Annotated in this window: 10 protein-coding genes; 4 read left to right on the top strand and 6 right to left on the bottom strand. The window is 68.9% G+C overall.

Annotation, left to right across the window (positions count from 1 at the left end; all coding sequences use genetic code 11):
* Positions 1-3: 3 nt before the first annotated feature.
* Positions 4-963 carry a phosphotransferase family protein gene (locus ACU6XJ_RS18745; RefSeq protein ID WP_476313085.1) on the bottom strand — a complete coding sequence of 320 codons (960 nt, stop codon included), beginning with the start codon at positions 961-963 and terminating at the stop codon, positions 4-6.
* Positions 964-1,068: 105 nt separating this feature from the next.
* On the opposite strand from ACU6XJ_RS18745, the gene yaaA reads away from it, so the two are divergent.
* Entirely contained in the window at positions 1,069-1,815 is a 747-nt protein-coding gene (gene yaaA, locus ACU6XJ_RS18740) for a peroxide stress protein YaaA (RefSeq protein ID WP_476313082.1), read from the top strand.
* Here the strand turns inward: yaaA and ACU6XJ_RS18735 are convergent.
* From ACU6XJ_RS18735 to ACU6XJ_RS18715, 5 genes are all read right to left on the bottom strand, one after another.
* The gene (locus ACU6XJ_RS18735) at positions 1,806-2,138 is read right to left on the bottom strand and encodes an FHA domain-containing protein (RefSeq protein ID WP_476313079.1); all 333 of its coding nucleotides are present in this window, start codon (positions 2,136-2,138) and stop codon (positions 1,806-1,808) included. The genes yaaA and ACU6XJ_RS18735 overlap by 10 nt on opposite strands.
* A 211-nt stretch (positions 2,139-2,349) precedes the next feature.
* A complete protein-coding gene (locus ACU6XJ_RS18730) occupies positions 2,350-2,847 on the bottom strand; it encodes an SUKH-3 domain-containing protein (protein WP_476313076.1) in 498 nt (165 codons plus the stop codon).
* A 27-nt stretch (positions 2,848-2,874) separates the two neighbouring features.
* The gene (locus ACU6XJ_RS18725; protein WP_476313073.1) at positions 2,875-3,282 is read right to left on the bottom strand and encodes a barstar family protein; all 408 of its coding nucleotides are present in this window, start codon (positions 3,280-3,282) and stop codon (positions 2,875-2,877) included.
* Positions 3,283-3,286: 4 nt separating this feature from the next.
* Positions 3,287-9,838, bottom strand: a complete 6,552-nt coding sequence (locus tag ACU6XJ_RS18720; RefSeq protein WP_476313070.1) for a polymorphic toxin-type HINT domain-containing protein — start codon at positions 9,836-9,838, stop codon at positions 3,287-3,289.
* Positions 9,839-9,965: 127 nt separating this feature from the next.
* On the bottom strand, positions 9,966-13,265 hold the full coding sequence (locus ACU6XJ_RS18715) for a LamG domain-containing protein (protein WP_476313067.1): 3,300 nt from the start codon (positions 13,263-13,265) through the stop codon (positions 9,966-9,968).
* 381 nt (positions 13,266-13,646) lie between these two features.
* Here ACU6XJ_RS18715 and ACU6XJ_RS18710 point away from each other — a divergent pair, with 381 nt between their 5' ends.
* From ACU6XJ_RS18710 to ACU6XJ_RS18700, 3 genes are all read left to right on the top strand, one after another.
* A complete protein-coding gene (locus ACU6XJ_RS18710; RefSeq protein WP_476313064.1) occupies positions 13,647-14,789 on the top strand; it encodes a class I SAM-dependent methyltransferase in 1,143 nt (380 codons plus the stop codon).
* A gap of 267 nt (positions 14,790-15,056) precedes the next feature.
* Positions 15,057-16,025, top strand: coding sequence for a serine protein kinase RIO (locus ACU6XJ_RS18705; protein WP_476313062.1), 969 nt, complete (start codon positions 15,057-15,059; stop codon positions 16,023-16,025).
* A 223-nt stretch (positions 16,026-16,248) separates the two neighbouring features.
* Positions 16,249-17,928 carry a DEAD/DEAH box helicase gene (locus ACU6XJ_RS18700; RefSeq protein ID WP_476313059.1) on the top strand — a complete coding sequence of 560 codons (1,680 nt, stop codon included), beginning with the start codon at positions 16,249-16,251 and terminating at the stop codon, positions 17,926-17,928.
* Positions 17,929-17,959: the final 31 nt, after the last annotated feature.

Raw genomic sequence — 17,959 nt, 5'->3', positions numbered from 1 at the left:
CCGTCACGGCCATCTGGTGCGGTGCTGCACCCACTGTCTGGCCGCGGTCGCGACCTGTAGCTGGTACTCGCGCTGGCCGCTGTACCCGGCCAGTTCCGGAAGCCGCCAACTGGCCTCGAGGTAGCCCGCCAGCGCCACCGCGTACCCGGTGACCGCCCAAGCCGGGATGCCCGCCATCGCGGGCCGCGACGCCACCAGCTTCTCGGCGCGGCCCGGCCGGTGCCCCGCCAGGATGAGGTGCGGCACCAATGCGACCACGTCCAGCCAGGCCGCGCCTCGCACCGCGGTCGACCAGTCCACGAGCAGCACCCGCCCGTCACCGGCCCGCCGCACCATATTCTCGGGCCGGATGTCGTTGTGCAGCAACGTGTCCCCGTCGGCCCACGGATGCCACGCGGTCTCCACCGTGGTCAACGCGTCCAGGTTCCGCCGAACCCACGCGTCCAGATCGGTGGGCGGCGCGGCCTGCAGGCCCGCCCACCCGGTTCGGTTGCCGAAGTGCTCGACCACGTCCGGAGCATGCGAAACAGGGCAGGGCGTGACCGTCCGGTGCAGACCACCCAAAAGGGATAACGCGGCCGCCAGATCCGGTGAACCTGGCCGCATCACCGGCCGATTCCCGTCCACCGCCTCGAAGACCAGCACCACCCACTCGCCATCCACCAGCGACAGCAGTTTCGGCACGGGCGCCTGCTCCGGCAGTTGGGCGCACACCTCGGCCTCCCGCCGAATCCGCCCGGCCCGCGAGTGCCCCGCCGAAACCCCCTTGACGAACACCTCCCGCCCGTCCGCCAACGTCAACAGGCAGGCCAGGCCGTGGGTGAAGCGGGGCGGGTGGCGCAGGACCCGCACCGCGGGCGCCCCCAGCCGCCGCTCGACGGCCCGCCGCACCGTGACGGGCACCTGCCCCCAGTTGGGCCGCTCCACCGCCGGATCAAAGACCCCATCCGCCAGTGTCGTCACGCCGAAAGCCTCCCCATCCCTGCCTACTTGATCATGGTAGCGCCGGATTGTCCTTGACGGACAAGGCAACAGGAGCCGTTACCACCGCGCGTCTACGCTGTTCAGGTGCTGGTACTACTCCCACCCTCCGAGACCAAGGCCGCAGGCGGCACCTCCCCCGCGCTGGACCTGGACGCTCTGAGCTTCCCGCAGCTCACCCCGCTGCGAGCCAAGCTGGCCGACGCCTTGGTGCACCTGTCCGGAGACGTGCCCGCCAGCCTGCAAGCCCTCGACCTGTCCGACCGCCAGGCCGACGAGGTGGCCCGCAACGCTGAGCTGCTGACCTCTCCCACCATGCCTGCCCTGGACCGCTACACCGGTGTCCTCTACGACGCCCTGGACACCCCGAGCCTGACCCCGGCGATGCGCCGCCGAGCCCACGAGCGAATGGCCGTGGCTTCGGCCCTGTTCGGCCTGGTCATGGCCGGTGACCACATCCCGGCCTACCGCCTGTCCGGCGACAGCGCCCTACCCGGCCTGCCGACCCTGCGCACCCTCTGGCGCCCCGAACTGGAGCCGATCCTGAAGGCCCGCGAAGACCTGGTGGTGGACCTCCGCTCAGGCACCTACGCCGCCCTTGCCAAGGTCCCCGGCGCCATCACCGTACGCGTCCTGTCCGAGGACGCCGCGGGCACCCGCAAGGTCATCAGCCACTTCAACAAAGCCCACAAAGGCAGGCTCGCCCGAGCCCTGCTGGCAACCCGCAAGGACCCCGCCACCATCACCGACGTGGCCCGCATAGCCGCCGCAACGGGCATGGCCGTCGAACAGTCCGCTCCCCGAACGCTGGACCTGATCGTCCCTCAGCCGTGAGTCCGATAGGTCAGCTGCGACCGCCCAATGCTGATCACGTCCCCCTCGGACAAGGCCCAGGCCTGCACAACCTGCCCGTTCACCCCGGTCCCATTGGTGGACCCGATGTCAGCCAGCTGAGCCCGCCGCCCATCCCAGCTGATCTCGATATGCCGACTGCTGATGGCCGTGTCCACAAGCTGGATGTCCGCCGACCACCCCCGCCCGACGACATTGCTGCCCTCCCGCAGCCGAAACACCCGCCCGTCATCCACCTGCACAACAGCCGTCAACTGCCGCGACCCCAGATCATCTCGCGAATGCTGCCCCATCACCTGCTCCACACTGTGGCTTTCTCACCAGGCCGTCCGCCGAGCCTAGCCCTTCCAGCCCCAGCCTCAAGGGCAAACGCGACACTCGGCACAACCAATCCCACCGTGGCCGGCCAGTCACGCAACCCCCGCCAAAAACGCAGCCCAACCACACTCGGAAAACGCAACACCCGTCATGGCCGAGCCCCCACCGGCTCTAGCAGAACGCAAACCCACGATGAAGTCAGCCGGCAGCCGTGGGCGGCCAGGGATCGAGGCCGGGATCGGCGTGCAGGCAAATCAACGGCCGGTCCGCCCGAATGACCAATTCCATTCCCTCCGCGAAGGATCGGCCAAGCTCCCAGATCCAGCCCATCCCAGCGACAACCATCCGCCCGTTTCCTTCGAGGAAGACGCTCGAATAGCTCAACCATTCACCTATAGGGAAAAAGTTTCCCCCCACGGCTGCTTCGATCTCCTCAGCAAGCTCACGTTGCCCGGAGCCTGCGGACATGGGATCGAAGTTGAACGGCTCATCATTACTGAAGTTCGGGCCGTCCTGATTCACAGGGACCACCACCAGCCCACCGAAGACAGACAACACATCCTCTGCGAGCGAACTGACGCGATAACCTTCACCGGCCAACAGGACCAACCACTGAGTCGCGTCTACGCGCCGGCCAGGGTGCCACCCGGATGCGCCAAGTGCTGCCAGCACATCCGGGTGAACAGAATCAAACATGGCTCCGAGACGTAATCAGTCTTACGGTTATTCCTCCGCACCAACGACGATGCTCACCTTAGTCGGAAACCCCGCTGTCGCCGACGCATCTTTCAACGAGTTAGCCACCTGCTCCAAGATAGAGACAGCAATGGCGTAGTCCTCTGCGAAATTCGCTTTCATTGCGGGAGCGTCAGGCCACAGTATGAGGACGCTCTCCGCCTCGAAGGCATCGAGTCCGCCCCAGATCGAGTCGTTCAGAGCTTCCCAGCTACATGTGCTCTGCAGCGGCGGATCAAGCGGAAGCACGTCGCGCACGCTGCAGAAAAACTCCTCTCTTCCGCCTGGATCTCCGGTAGTCAGCACGAATACAGGTACATCGCATCGACGCGCATGCGCACTCAGATCACCGATCGTTGAGGTCGAAGCCGTGCTGAGACCTGGGATGAGTTCCACTCGATCACCTAATCCGTACAAATGCTGGATCGCCGCTGTCTCCATAATGAGTCCACGTATAGTACATCTCTCCCGAATCGCTGTTACGAACGACTCGGAGCGGACCGGCGCCCTTCGTGCCGGGAGGCGGCGCGACACGGTACTCCAGATAAGGAGAATCGGCACCCTGCGCACCGGGAAGATCCCCGTCCCGGTTTCTGAACGGAGTTCCCCATTTCTTGGCGGTCGGCCCGACTGGGGCCGTTCCGGCATCGATATTTGCAATGGTGTTGTTGAGCGCCTTCTCCTCGGCCGCGGGCAGCTTCCCGGTAACCCAGGGCACTTCGCCGCCGCAGTTGTGGGTGAGCACATCCCGGTCTTCGACGGCAACATAGTAAGTGTGGATGCCGTCGACGGTGAGGTTGTGGACCTGGCGTGCCTGCGTACGGGTAACGCTAAATGCCACCGTTGCTTCGGTACCGTCCGCAGTGCGGAGCCTGTCGCCAATGCCAAGACCGCCTGCCTCAACCCAGCGGCCTTCGTTGTCCACCCAGAACGGGTGGCCGTCCGTGGCGGTGACGGTCGCCAGCGAGCCGGCGGCAGTTTTGATCCTCAGGTCGATGAGCTGTTTCTCGCCGTTGCCGATGATGGTGGCGATGACTTCGCGGGGGCCTTGTCGGCCGGTTTCGGGGTCGTGGGCGGCTACCTTGTCGCCGATCTTGATCTGTTCGATTGGCTTTCTGGAGCCGTCGGCCATCAAGACCTTGGTTCCCGGGACGAAGCTGTTGAGCTTGCACGCGGCAGCGGCTTCGTCGTCCATCTGTCTGACCAGAGCCTTCGCGCTTTTGACCTCGTCGAAGATCTTCATCGCCTTCATGAAGGTTTTGAAGATCGTTTTGCCGAGGCTGAGCACCTTGCCTAGTGGAAGGACGCTGGTGGCCAGGGAGACGCATGCCCAGACGTCGCCTTTGGAGAAGCAGTTGTCGATGTCGGCGACCGTCAGCTCGTAGAGGAAGTCGGCGCCGACCTCGACAATGATCTGGAAGTTCGTCTTCTGCGCCTTCGCCTTCGCGTCCTGGTACTGCTTGCTGTTACGCCGGTCCTGACCGCCGCCGCGGCTGGATGTCGGCTTGCCGGTCTTCGAGCTGCCGTCGGCGTTGTAATGGTTGGGGAAGTGCTTGCGCTGGCTCATCGGCACATTCCCGACGGGGGCGTCGCCGCCCGGGCCGGGGCGGACGCCCCACGTGCCGTTCGCGTCCGCGGGAATCCACAGGCCGGTCGAGTCGCTGAAGGTGACCGGGCTGCCGTTGGCGTAGGAGAAGCCGTTCATCGCCTGCGGGTCGGCCAGGTCCATGATCGGGTCCACCGAGGCGAACCGACCGGTCACCGGGTCGTACTCGCGGGCGCCGACGTGAGTCAGGCCAGTCTTGTCCGCGGTGCCGCCGACGAACGTCTTCTCATCCGGCCACGGTGCCGCTTGTCCGCGGGGGTTGCCGAAGGGGTCGAAGTAGCGGCGGGTGATCTCCAGGTTGACGTCCGCCTTCACCTGGGCGGTGCTGGTGCCCTGGTGGTTGTCGAACTGGAAGTACACCGCGCCTGCCGTGCGCAGCGCCACGACCTCCCCGGCGTGCGCGTAGTACCGGCGGCCGGTGACCGTGTCGCGGGTCTTGTCCAGCACCAGTTCCTGACCCGGTAGATACAGGGTGTGGGCCTGCGGTTCCTTTTTGAGCAGGCGGTTGCCCTCGGCGTCGTAGATGTACGACGAGGACTTGCCGTCCGCCTCCGTCACCTTCGATGTGCGGCCCTCGGTGTCCCATTCCAGAATCTGGGTGGAGCCTGCGACCTTGCGGGTGGCGGTGTTGCCGGTGGGGTCGTAGGTGAACTCGTCCTTCGAGGTGCCCGACGGGCCGGACTGGGTGACGTTCAGCAGGGTGTGGGGTTGGGGCGTCTTGGCCGCGGGGTAGGTGTAGGTGCGGGTGGTGTCGCCCTGCGGGGTGTGCCGGATCTCCGAGGTGCGGTTGCCGGTCTTGTCGTAGCCGAACTCCTGCCAGTACGGCGCTGTGCCGCCCAGGTTGTCCTTGGTCGGTGCGACGCCGCAATCGTTGGCCAGCGAGGTGAACGCCTTGGTCAGGCGGCGCAGGTGGTCGTAGGCGAAGCACTGCACATCGGCCGGGCCGTCCTTGGGGAGGTCGGCGATCTTGGTGATGTTGCCCGCCGGGTCGTAGCTGTAGGTGCGGTCGGCGATGCGGTGGCTGGTGGTGGTGTTGCGGTCCAGCACCGTTTGCTGCAGTCGCCGGGTGCCTTCCTCGTAGTAGTTGTTGATCCACGACTTCTCGGCGTCCTGGCCGAGTGTCAGGAAGTTGGTCTCGCCGTACGGGGAGTACTTGTGCTCCTGGGCGTAGTCCTGCCAGCCCTGGGTCTTGGTGGGCTGCCCGAACTCGTTGTACTCGTGGTAGAGGCCTTCGATCTCCAGGTCGCCGCCCGCGGCCATCGTGGTCTTGGTGACCAGGCCGATGTTGAGGCTGTACTCGGTGCGGAACTTGTAGGTGCCCGCCAGCTTGCCCTCGGCCACGGGGATGATGTAGTCCGTCGCCGACGGGCGGCTCAGCGTGTCGTAGTAGTACTTCTCGCCGTAGGCGTTGCCGCCTGCGAACCTGGTTTTGGTGTGCGGCAGGCCCTTCTTCGTCGTGTCGTAGGTCCACTCGGACAACTTGGTGCCCGTGGTGGAACCCTCGAACGAGCCGGTCTTGCGGCTCAGCACGTCGTAGGAGTACGCGATCACCTTGCCGCGGGAGTCCGTTGTGGACGCCAAGCGGTCCAGGTTGTCGTAGGTGAAGGTGGTGGCGCCGCGGTCGGGGTCCTCGGTGCGGACCTTGCGGCCCAGCGTGTCGTAGCGGTACGTCCAGGCGTTGCCTGCTGGGTCGGTCACCGAGGCGAGCCTGCCCGCGCGGTCGTAGCCGTAGGCGGTGGTGTCGTAGCCGCCGGTCGGGGTGGGGCCGTGATACTGCCGTAGCTCGGTGCTCTGGCCTTGGGCGTTGGTCACCGTGGTGACCGCGGTGCCGCCCGCGGGCGGGGTGACGTGGGTGCGGTCGCCGCCGTAGGCCGAGGTGGTCCGCCACTGTTCCACCGCGAGCTTGCGGTAGATCACCGCGGTGGGGCGCTGGAGGCCGTCGAACTCGGTCACGGTCTGGTTGGGCACCGCGTCGTCCAGCGCGCCGAACAGCGTGGTGCCGGGTTGCTGATTGTTGAAAAGCGCGCCGTTGACCTTGGCGGCCAGGCCGCGGTGGTCGTAGACGGTGTCGGTGACCAGCCTGCCGCCGACGGTGGGGGTCTGGGTCTGGCGTTTGCGGAGCAGGCCGTCGTAGAAGGTGTGGCTGGTGTGGTATTGGCCGTCCTCGCGCAACGACTTCGCGGTCACCACCGACGGCGCGTCGGTGCGGTACTGGTACGAGTATTCGGCGTTGGGTGACTTGCCGACGCGGCCCGGCGCCCACACCTTCTGCGTGCGGCCGAGTGGGTCGTAGGCGACCTCGGTGCGCTCGCCGTTGGGGCCGACCTCGGCGGTCGTGGCCGCCCACGCGGGGTCGACTGCCTTGGTCACGGTGTGGCCCAGCGGGTTGGTGGCGACGACCTCGCGCACCGGCAGGCCCGCGGCCGGGGTGTAGGCGATGGTGGACTTGGCGTCGGCGGCGTCGTACTGCTCGGTCGGTCGGCCGTAGGCGTCGTAGACCGTCTTCGAGACGGGCTGCCTGGCCGAACCGGTGCCGCGCTCGACCTTGGTGATCAGGCCGCGGGTGGGCGCGGCGCCGTGCTCCTGGTTGTCGTAGGAGGAGTACACGTCGCTGATCAGGTCTTCCGGCTTGCCCTCCCCCGCGGCGCAGGGCAGCGCGACGGTGTGCACGCGGGAGGCGTGGCTGAGCATCCAGGCGCCCTCGTTGCGGGCGTAGTGGGTCCTGGTGCACTTCTCGTCGCCGGTCACCGCGAGGTCGCCCGCGTCGTCAAGCCGCTCGGCGAGGCCCTGGGCGTTGAAGCTGGTCACGGCCTGGGTGCGCCGCCAGGTCTTGTCCTCCAGCCGGGTCCGGCCGGATGCCTTGGCGGTGTTGGTGATGAACGCGCGGTCCTCGCCCTCGGTGGCGGTGGGGCCATGGACCCACGGCTCGTTCACCGCGGCCTCGGCCATGATCCCGGCGTTGAACCGCACGGTTTCGCGGACGTAGCCCTGCAACGCCTCGTGGTCCTCGATCCGGCCGCCGTCGTTGTCGGTGACCCACACGTCGCGGGTGCCGCTGGGCAGCTTGTCGCCGTCCATACCGCGCAGGTAGACGGTGTCGGTCACGGTGCGGGTCTTGCCGATCGCGCCGACCAGCGTGCGGACCTTGCCGTAGCCGCGCCATTCCGACCAGGTTCGGTGCTCGGGCTTGGCGAGTTCGTTGTCGTCGAAGTGCCAGGCAGCGTCGGGCCCGTACTCGTACCGCGTCTGCACCAGTTCGGACCCGCCGGTGCGGTCGTCGTCGGTGACCAGGGTGACCACGTACTTGTGGAACCAGTCCAGGATCGGGGCCGTGGCGCCCTCCGGCGTCCACCACGTCGGGTAGCAGCGGTAGGTGTTGGACTCGGCGTTCGCGGGCATCCGGTCCGCGCGCCTGCAATCGGCGCCGGAGTACTCGACGGTGGTCACGCCGCCGCTCTCGTTGGTGATCGCGGTGATCCGGTACCGGTTGATCGGCGCGATGCCCTCGGCCGCGTCCACCCGGTTGGGCTTGGAGGTGCCCGCGAAGGTGATCTCCGGCGTGCTCGCGGTGCCGCCGACGTGACCGGTGTGGGTGATGCCCGCCAGCCACAGTGGGGCGGGCAGCCCGTCGCCGGTGGCCGGGAACTGGTGCCGCAGCGTCCAGGAGTCGACGTCGCGCCAGCCGGTGTTGTCGTCCTTGCGTACGTCGGTGGTGACCTTGGCCAGGCGCTTGCGGGTGAAGAAGGTCGGGGAGAACCGGTTGGTGCACTGCTCGCCCGCGTTGCAGATCTGGTCCTGCGGCACATCCGGCCACGAGCCCGCGGTGTCCTTGTTCAGCTGCGCCGGGTCGCAGGTGATCGTGCCGCCGGGCACGCAGCGCTCGGCCTGGTCGAACCGCACCCGGGCGGGTGCCGCGGCGAACACGGCGTCGGAGCGCAGCCCGTACTCGACGCGCTGGAGGAACCCGCCGCGGACATACGGCGTGCCCGCCGAGGCGGTGACGTTGCGGCCGTAGTGGTTGGTCTCGGTGCCGTAGTAGTAGGTGGTGACGTTGCCGCGCGGGTCCACGACGTAGTCAAGGTTCCACCGCCAGGCCTGCTGGCACCACGAGGCAGCGTATTCGGCCCTGTTGCAGGGCTCGCCGCCGTGGTTGCCGAAGACCGGGGCCGTCCAAGTGGAGTTGGTGACCGGCTTGCCGTCGGCCCAGCCCGGGAGGCGGTTGAGGCCGAGGAAGAACTGGGTGCCGTCGGTGCGGGTGACCTTCCAGTGCTCGCCGTTGTCGTCGCCGTTGGCCGCGCCGGTCAGCTTCTCGATGCGGGAGCCGTCGTCGTTCTTGGGCCGCCACACGCCGGTCGCGGTGTCCCGGACGAGTTCGGTGGACACGCCCGCCAGCGACAGCGTCGCGTTGTCGGTCGCCCAGCACAGGTCACCGGTCTTGGTCTGTCCCTGGTTGCCGCCGAGGTCCTCGGCGCACGGCTTGTACCGCCGCTCCAGGAAGCCGGTCCCCGCCAGGTCCCAGCCGTCGCCGACCACCGAGGCCTGGTTGTTGGTCGCACTGGTGCGTCCGTCCACGTTGGACGAGGAGTAGCCCAGTGACAGCACGGGCGCGGGCCCGCCCAGGGAGGGCGGGGTGCGCAAGGAGTAGGTGTAGCCGAACGCCCCGCTGGAGCCGCCGCCCGCCCAGGACCCGGTCGGCGCCAGCGGCGTCTCCTTGTAGCTGCCGCCGGAGCCCGACCCGTCCGCCACCGCCGCGAGCACCACGGACTGGCCGCCGATCGACCGCGCGCTGCGCGTCGGCGCCGTCATAGCCACCCGCGCGGTGTTGCCGTCACCCGGCACCGACTTGGCCACCCGGCACCATGAGCTGTCCGGAGTGGACACCGCGCAGGATGGCAGCTGCACGAACCGCACCCGGGAGGCGTCCGCGACGCCCAGCGCCGCCGCGTCCAGCCGCACCGACACCGTCCGGTCCGCGGCGCCCCCGAGGTCGGTCAGCCGGACCAACCCGGCCACCCCCGCCTTCTCGGCCGCGGCCCGGTCGAAGGTCTCCACCCGGACCTTCGCGCCCGGCCTGCCTTCGGCGTCGCCGACGGCGACCGGCAACTCGCCCACCTTGCGGGTGTCGCGGGACAGTTCAGCCTCCGCGGAACCCGCCCGCACCGGCGCGACCTGCGGAGCGCCCTTCAGCGCCCGCTCCGCGGCCTCATTGGGCGGCAGTCCCCGAACCGGCACCTTCCCGCCCGGCACGGACTTGGCCTTCTGGATCTCCGGAAGCTGAGCCCGCACACCGGTGGCGGCAGGCGCCGCTCCCGCCTGCACCATCGAAACGGCAACCGCCGCCACCATCGCAAAACCCAGCGTTCTGACAACTCTGCGACGCCCTCGCATCGCGACCCCCTCGGGTGCGGGAAAACCAGACAAGTAACGACAGAGATTCGCCTGCCCGGCACCCCGCCGGGCAGGCCACTACCGATCAGCGAGTCGCGATAGTGCGAATATCCGCATCCGCCAGCACCCCGGAATACACCCGCACGTCGTCAATCGCGCCGTGCCAGGGGTTCCAGTGGTTGCCTTCCCAGATCTTCTTCCCGATGAGCAGTTCGCCACCGCTGTGCCATCCGGTGACGCCCTCGGCTTTTCCGGAAAGCCTTCCGTTGACGTAGAGCCGGATTTCGCGGGTCGCCGCGTTGTGCACACCGGTCAGGTGCACCCATTCACCGGCGACGGCCTCCTCCGTGCTCAAGGCGGCTTTGATGCAGGGCTCGGTCGGCGAACAGGAGACGAGCATCTCCCACTTCCGATCCGACGCCCGGTAGCCGAGGGCGAACGGGGCGAACCTCTCGTGCCCCAGGCTCACCGCGGCCCTGGTGTAGGCGTCCAGTTGATCGTGGCGGACCCAGGCGGCCACCGTGTACGACTGGTCGGTGCGGATCGCCGGTGCGGGCGCCGAGACGAAGCCCTCGGTGGCGTTGGCCGCACCGGGCAGGCGCACCGAGCGGGAGTCCTCCTCCAGCCAGGTCACCCCCGGCTTCAGCGCGGCGCCGCGCCCGGTCACCAGGTCGGCCGCGGCTGTCCCGGCGCCTTCCTCGAACCGGTAGTCGGCGCGCCGGTCCGCCGTGGTGGCGATGGCGGCGACCTCCTTGTCGACGAGAACCCGGCTGTAGGAGCGGACCTCGTCCACGGCACCGGGGAAGAAGTCGGTGAAGGCACCATTCCAGCGAGCCCGGCCGATCACGAAATGGCCGGGGGCCTTCCAGTTCCGGATCGAGGCCTCACCCTGCTTGGCGCCGTTGACGTACAGCGCCAACTTCTGGCTCGCGGCGTCGTAGGTGCCGGTGAGATGCGCCCACACGCCCGCCGCGGGCGCCTGCTGCGACAAAACCCTGGTCACCGCGGCGTTGTCGGTGTCGGCGGCCGTCATCGCGAACGACCAGCGGTCGTCCTGGTGGGAGTACCGGAGGTAGAAGCCGCTGTTGCGGTGCCCGTCCTGGCTCAGCGCGGTGAACCGGCCGTTCTTGCGGTCCAGCTTCACCCACGCCGCGATCGAGAAGCTCGCCGACGTGTCCAGCAGCGGGTCGCGGGCGGGCCCGTCGTCGATGCCGTCGAGCACCGCCGCCCCGCCCTGGTAGCCGTCGCCGAACACGATCTGGCTTGACCCGGAGTACGGCGTCAGGTGCCTGCCGTTGCCGCTGGCGTCGATGAGGTCGCCGTTGAGCTTCCAGTGCGCGATCGGCCCGGACGGTCCGGCTTTGACGAAAGCGCGGTGCCGGTGGATCGGCGAGCGGTTGCCCGCCCGGTCCACGGAGCGCAGGAACAGTGTCTGCGGGCCCTCCAGGTGCGGGGTCCACCGCACGGTGGCGTTGCCGCCGATGCCGCCCGCGTCCACTCGGTGCTGCGGGTCGTCGGTCTCGTCCTGGGTGAAGGAGTACAGGTAGTACGCCACGTCCGAGGTGCCGTTGGCCTTGAACTCGAACGTGCCGGTCTGGCCGAGACCGCCCGCGGGGGTGTCGTGCGGGTATTCCGCCGACGACACCGCGGGCACACCGGGCACGGTGGTGTCGATGGTGAACTCGCAGTTGCCGACCCAGGGCGAGCGCAGTTGGCCGTCACTGGCCGACAGCGACCACTCGTGCAGGCCGTCGTCGGTGATGTCGCCGCCGGGCACGGTCGTCTCGGCCATCGAGCCGGACGGCACGTCGCGCACCTGGTACTGCTTGATCGGCGTGGTGCTGCCGTTGTCGTGCTTGCGCACCAGGGAGAAGTCGGCGAAGCCCAGGTGGCCGCCGTCGGGGTCGGACACCCGACCGCGCAACCGCGGCGTGCGAGTGGGGATCACCGGTCGGTCGGGGCCGTTGACGCACGACACCAGGCCGCCCTGCATGCCCAGTTCCGTCGGCGCGTTGGGCACCGAGTTGTAGGTGGCTTCCATGATCGGGTTGAGGTCGAAGCGGCGCCACTGGTCCAAGACGGTCTCGTTGGCGGCGCGGTAGCCGAAGGTCATGGCGGGCTGTCCGGCGTTCACCGCGTCCCGGACCGCGTTGGTGATGACCACGTCGGCACCGCCGTCGGACGGGCAGTGCCTGGCGTTGTTGGACTTCGAGATGTCGCCGAGGTGGGACAGCCAGGCGGGCTGGGCGTTCCACTTGGTGCCGGGTCCGATGCCGCCCGTGCGCCAGAGCTGGGTGGCACCGCCACCGCAGGAGTGCGAGTGGATCACCTTGGAGCGCATGGTCGCGCTGTGCACGTATTTGCCCGCCAAGCCAGTGATCAGCATTTCCACGAAGGACCTGGAAACGCCGGAAGAGTCCGCGTTGGTCAGCCCGGCCTTCAGGTCACCGAGGTCGCCCGCGGTCTGGTCGTAGTTGGCCGCGCCCGGGAATCCGTTCTGCACCACGACGTGGTGGTTGCGGCCGCTGTTCGTCGGATACTCGGGATCGAGGTAGACCGGGAAGGTGGTGGCCGGGTCGGCGAGGAACCGGGCGTCCGGGGTCACGGCCACGGCGCGGTCTGTCGCCTCGACGCCCATCTCGGCGCGGCGGCTGCGTTCCCCGGGCCGAGCGGCGGTGCCGCCGTCGGCGGAGTCCCACATCCTGGTGGCCACCGGGGTGATCATGACCTTGCCCGCGGCGTCGGTGATCCGCCAGTTGCGGTCGGCGTCCTGCTCGATCTTCGCGCCCTTGGCGTGGGTGCCGAAGGCCACCTTGGCGAGCGCGGGGTTGCTGGCGGCCCGTTTGCTCTTGACGACGAGCACCTCGCTGAAGCCGCGCGGCGTCGCCCGCACCACCAGGTCGACCTCCGGGAGCACCTCGTGGTAGGTCGCCGAGTCGCCGTCGAGCACCGGCTCGGGAAGCCTGCCCGGCCAGGTCAGGCCCGCTTCCTTGCCATCCATGGCCAGCACTGCGAAGGGGCCGCTGCCGCCGGTGGACAGCCGCAGATCGACCGGCCCCGCGGCCGGGGCGATCGCCCCGTCGGGCCGCTTGCGCAGGGTCAGGTCGACAGGCCGCCAGCCACCGTCTCGGCGGACGCGTTGCGGCAGCAGGCCCTGGGTCAGGGTGAAAGTGCCATCCGGGTTGGCGTGCACCTCGGAGGTCTCGGTGGTGAGTGAGCCGACTCGCACCGGTCGCTGGTGTTTGCGCGCCGCCGCCGAAGCCGCGCTCTGGTCGGCGAGTTCGGCGGGAGCGGCAGGCTCGGCCTGCCGCGCGCCGAGCGGCACGGTGGAAGTCATGCAGATCGCGGTCACCAGCAGGCATGCCGCGGACATGCGCCATCGCATCAAGAAATCCCCAAAGCCCCTCGACTGACTTTCGTCAGTGGATCACCCTGCGCACTGGGCCCTCGACCAGGCGTCATAGCGGTAACCGGGCGTAAGCGTCGCTGACCGATTCTCGCAGCTCAATAGCAGGACAAGGTGATACAGATCACACGAATCTGGAGTTAACGGAAATGCGCGTCCAGCAGATAGACAATGGTCGCGATTCGCAATTTCATAAATTGATAGCATTGCACGTAATCGCATTTCCAGATTAGCGGCGCTTGCGGATCTTCGCCAGTTTTCTTTCCGCGGGACGCTATCCACCCCGGCTGTCCCGGCCGCTCGGCGGTATGCGAGATTGACGCCCCAAAGTGGAGCTGCAGGCAGGCAGGTGGGGACCCCGTGCGTCTGGACAACCTGGTCTCGAACTGGGACCAACTCGGCAAGCAAGATCCGCTCTGGGCGATCCTGAGCGATCCGAGCCGCAAGGACGGCCGCTGGGACTTGGACGAGTTCTTCGCCACCGGCCGGACCGAGATCGCCAGGGTGGTCGCCCACCTGGACAGCGCCGGGTCCGCGCTGGGCGAGCGGGTACTGGACTTCGGTTGCGGCGTCGGCCGCCTGACCCAGGGCCTGGCCGAGCACGCCACCGAGGTGGTGGGCGTGGACATCGCCGAGTCCATGATCGAGCAGGCGGACCGGCTCAACCACAACCCCGACCGGGCGAGCTTCGTCGCCTACGACGGCAGCACGCTGCCCTTCCCCGACGACTCCTTCGACAGCGCGGTCAGCCTGATCGTGTTGCAGCACGCGCCGCCCGCGATCTCGCTGCGCTGCCTGCTGGAATTGCAGCGGGTGGTGCGGCCCGGCGGCATCCTGTACTTCCAGGTGCCAAGCCACCTGCGTCCCGCCGAGGAGCTGCCGAAGAAGGCCTACCGCGCCCGGCTGGACCTGCTCACCCCGCTCAATGCCCTCACCGCCGGGGAGAACGCCACGATCCGAGTGCGGGTCACCAACCGCAGCAGGCACGCCTGGCCCACGGGGCCCACGGTGAAGCTGGGCAACCACTGGTGCCGCGACGGCCGGATCGAGATCAACGACGACGGCCGCACCGAGTTGCCGGAACTGGCGCCTGGCGCCTCGGTCGAGCTGGAACTGGCCGTCACCGCGCCCGCCGCGGCAGGGCGCTATCAGCTGGAGCTGGACTTGGTGCACGAGTTGGTCACCTGGTTCGCCCAGCAGGGCAGCCGGACAAGCAAAACCACCGTCGAGGTGACCGAGCGGTCGACCGATGAGCACGCCTCCGAGCCGGTCGTCGGGGTCGTCGTCTCGGAGGAGAGCGCCGACGCAGAGCCGACCCCGGCGGAGGAAGGCGCACCCGCTCAGGTGGACAGCGCCGAGCTGATCAACATGTACGGGCTGCACACCGACCTGGTCCGCTCGCTGTTCCAGCACTGCGGTGCCGAGATCGTGCGCGCGGATGAAGACCAGCTCGCGGGCCCGGAGTGGATCAGCTACACCTACATCGTCCGCGTGGGCGGCTGACCCGCCGCGGGCGAAAAATAGGTTGCCGCGATTCGCGACGGTCGGGAGAGTAGGCGCGACGATCAGCTCGTCGGCCTTTGGGTCGGCGGAGTGGGGAGGTGGGACATGTACAAGCCCGTTGTCCGGGGCGTGGTGTGCGCCCGTCCCGCAGCCTCACTCGCTCGCCGCTGACGCGAACTTCGCTTTCTTCACCGCGCTGATCAGGCGCGGCGCTTCGTGGTGCGGCTGTGTGGGGCTTCCAGCCACTCTGCAAGGAGAACCCCAACAGTGCGCGAGCACGACTTTTCCTGGGATGACCAGGCTTTTAACGACTTCGGCAGCAAGCGCGGCGGCGGAGGCCGTCGGCGTCGGCAGCGATTTGACGATGAGCCCGCGCGGCGGGGGCGGTTGACCGAGGAGGAGCGCAGGCTGTTGGCGCTGCGGCGTGAAGACACGCTGCACTCCTCGGACACGCCCGAGATCGGTGATCGGTGGACCAACTGGGGCGATGGAGATCAGGGGCCGCGGCCGCGGCCGTCGTGGCTGATCACCGAGTTGGCCGCCGTCGACGAGGAGTTGGGGGTGGTCAAGACGGGCAAGGAGGCCGATGTGCACCTTGTGCGGCGGCTGCTGCCCGGCACCGACCGGTCCTGTCTGCTGGCGGCCAAGCGGTATCGCAGCGGTGATCACCGGATGTTCCACCGGGACGCCGGGTATCTGGAGGGGCGCCGGGTGCGGCGGTCCCGGGAGATGCGGGCCATGGCGGGGCGGACCGCCTTCGGGCGCAACCTGCTCGCCGAGCAATGGGCGATCGCCGAGTTCGGCGCGCTCGGGCGGCTGTGGGCGCTGGGGGCTCCGGTGCCGTATCCGGCCCAGCGGGTGGGCACCGAGTTGCTGCTGGAGTTCGTCGGCGACGCCGACGGGCAGGCCGCGCCTCGGCTGGCGCAGCTTCGGCCCGAACCCGATGAGGTGGCGGAGCTGTGGGGGCAGGTGGTGGACGCGTTGATGCTGCTGGCCCGCAACGGGCTCACCCACGGTGATCTCTCCGCGTTCAACCTGTTGGTGCACCGCGGCCGTATCGTGTTGATCGACCTCCCACAGGTGGTGGATCTGGTGGCCAACCCGCAGGGCGCGCAGTTCCTCACGCGCGATGTGCGCAACATCGCAGGCTGGTTCGCGGCACGGGGTCTACCTGCGAAAACAGGTGATCCGGTGGAGTTGGTGGAGCAGCTCCGGGAGGAGGCGGGGCTGACGTAACGGACAGGCCGGTCGGGCTCGAACACCTGAACGATGTAGACTCGTTCGAGTGCCGGGCCTCTCCAGAGTCCGGTGCGCCCGGCAAACCGAGCCGGGCGCCCGCCCGGTAACGACGTTCAGCATCCACGGCGCAACCCCGCGCCGGGCCCGTCCTTGTGACACTGCCGCAGGCTTCTGCGGTCACCTCCTCGCGACGTGCCACGTCCGAGAGGTTTGTTTTTACGTGTCTTCAGACATTTCCGCAGAGTCCACGCTGCCTTCTTTTCACGAGCTCGGCCTGCCCAGGGCGCTGACCGGCGCCCTCACTCGCGCGGGGATCGCCGCGCCCTTCCCGATCCAGGCGGCCACGCTGCCGGATGCGATCAAGGGCCGGGACGTCCTCGGCCGCGCCCAGACCGGCTCCGGCAAGACGCTGGCCTTCGGGCTGGCCATGCTCACCCGGCTGCGTGACGAGCGCGCCGCGGCGAACATGCCCCTTGGCCTCATCCTGGTACCGACCCGCGAGCTGGCCATGCAGGTCAGCGACGTGATGCGGCCCTACGCGCAGGCCATCGGCCTGCGGGTTCGGCCCATCGTGGGCGGCACCTCCATGTCGCGGCAGATCGCCGAGCTCAAGCGCGGCGTGGACATCGTCATCGCCACGCCCGGCAGGCTGATCGACCACCTCCGGTCGCGCACCTGCTCGCTGGGCGACGTCATGATCACCGCGTTGGACGAGGCCGACCAGATGGCCGATATGGGCTTCCTGCCGCAGGTCCGCGAACTGCTCGATGTCACGCCCGCCGACGGGCAGCGGCTGCTGTTCTCCGCGACGCTGGACGGCGACGTGGACGCGGTCGTGCGGCAGTACCTGCACAACCCGGTGACGCACTCGGTGGTGCCGGACTCGGCCGGGGTGTCCACGATGGAGCACCACCTGCTGTACGTCTCCGGCGGCACCAAGTTCGCGGTGCTCAACGAGATCGGCAACCGCGCGGCCCGCACCATCATGTTCGTCCGCACCAAGCGCGGTGCGGACCGCCTCGCCGGGCGGCTTGCCGACGCAGGTGTGCCCGCGGGCTCGCTGCACGGCGACAAGACCCAGGGCGCGCGCAACCGCACGCTGGCCGACTTCCGGGACGGGCGGGTGCCGGTCCTGGTGGCCACCGACGTCGCGGCCCGCGGCATCCACGTCGACGATGTCGGGCTCGTCGTGCACGTCGACCCGCCCGCCGACCACAAGGCTTACCTGCACCGCGCGGGCCGCACCGCGCGAGCGGGCGAGAAGGGCACCGTGTTCACGCTGGTGCTGCCCGATCAGCGCAAGTCGGTGCGGAAGCTGACCGAACTGGCGGGCATCGAGCCCTACGTGAAGCAGGTCAAGCCGGGCGATGAGCACCTGACGCAGCTGATCGGCGAGCTGACCCCGCTCACGCTGACTCCCGCGGCTCCGCCGGTCGACCGACCGGAACGGCGCGGCCCGCGCGGCGGTGGCCGCGACCGGGGCGCCCGTCCCGAGCGCCGTCGTGACGCCGCTCCGCGCGGTGGGAACCGCTCCGAGCGCCGGGCCGAGGAGAACGTCCGGCAGGGTCGCACAGGCGGTGCCAGGCGGGAGGGCTCCTACGCTCGCGTCGAGGACCGTGGCGAGCGCCGCGGCCGGGCGCCCGAGTCCGCCGACCGCGGCCGGACCGAGCGTTCCGGCGAGTTCGGCCGGTCCGAGCGGGCACCGGAGTACGCGGGCCGCGGCCGCAGGCAGGACGCACCGCAGCGCGACGGCGAGCGCCGCTACCAGCCCCGCACCGGGGAGGGTGGCCAGCGCCGCCGCGGCGAGCAGTCCTTCGGCGACCAGCGCGCGGGACGCCCGACCCGCACCGGCGGCGGCAACCGGACCCAAAGCCGCTTCGGCCGCAGCACGAGCCGCTGACGAATCCTTGTACCAACGCGGTGAGGCCAAC

Source organism: Actinorectispora metalli (assembly GCF_056323685.1).
The sequence above is the reverse complement of the archived record's forward strand: the minus strand, read 5'-3'. Positions and strand labels throughout refer to the sequence as shown.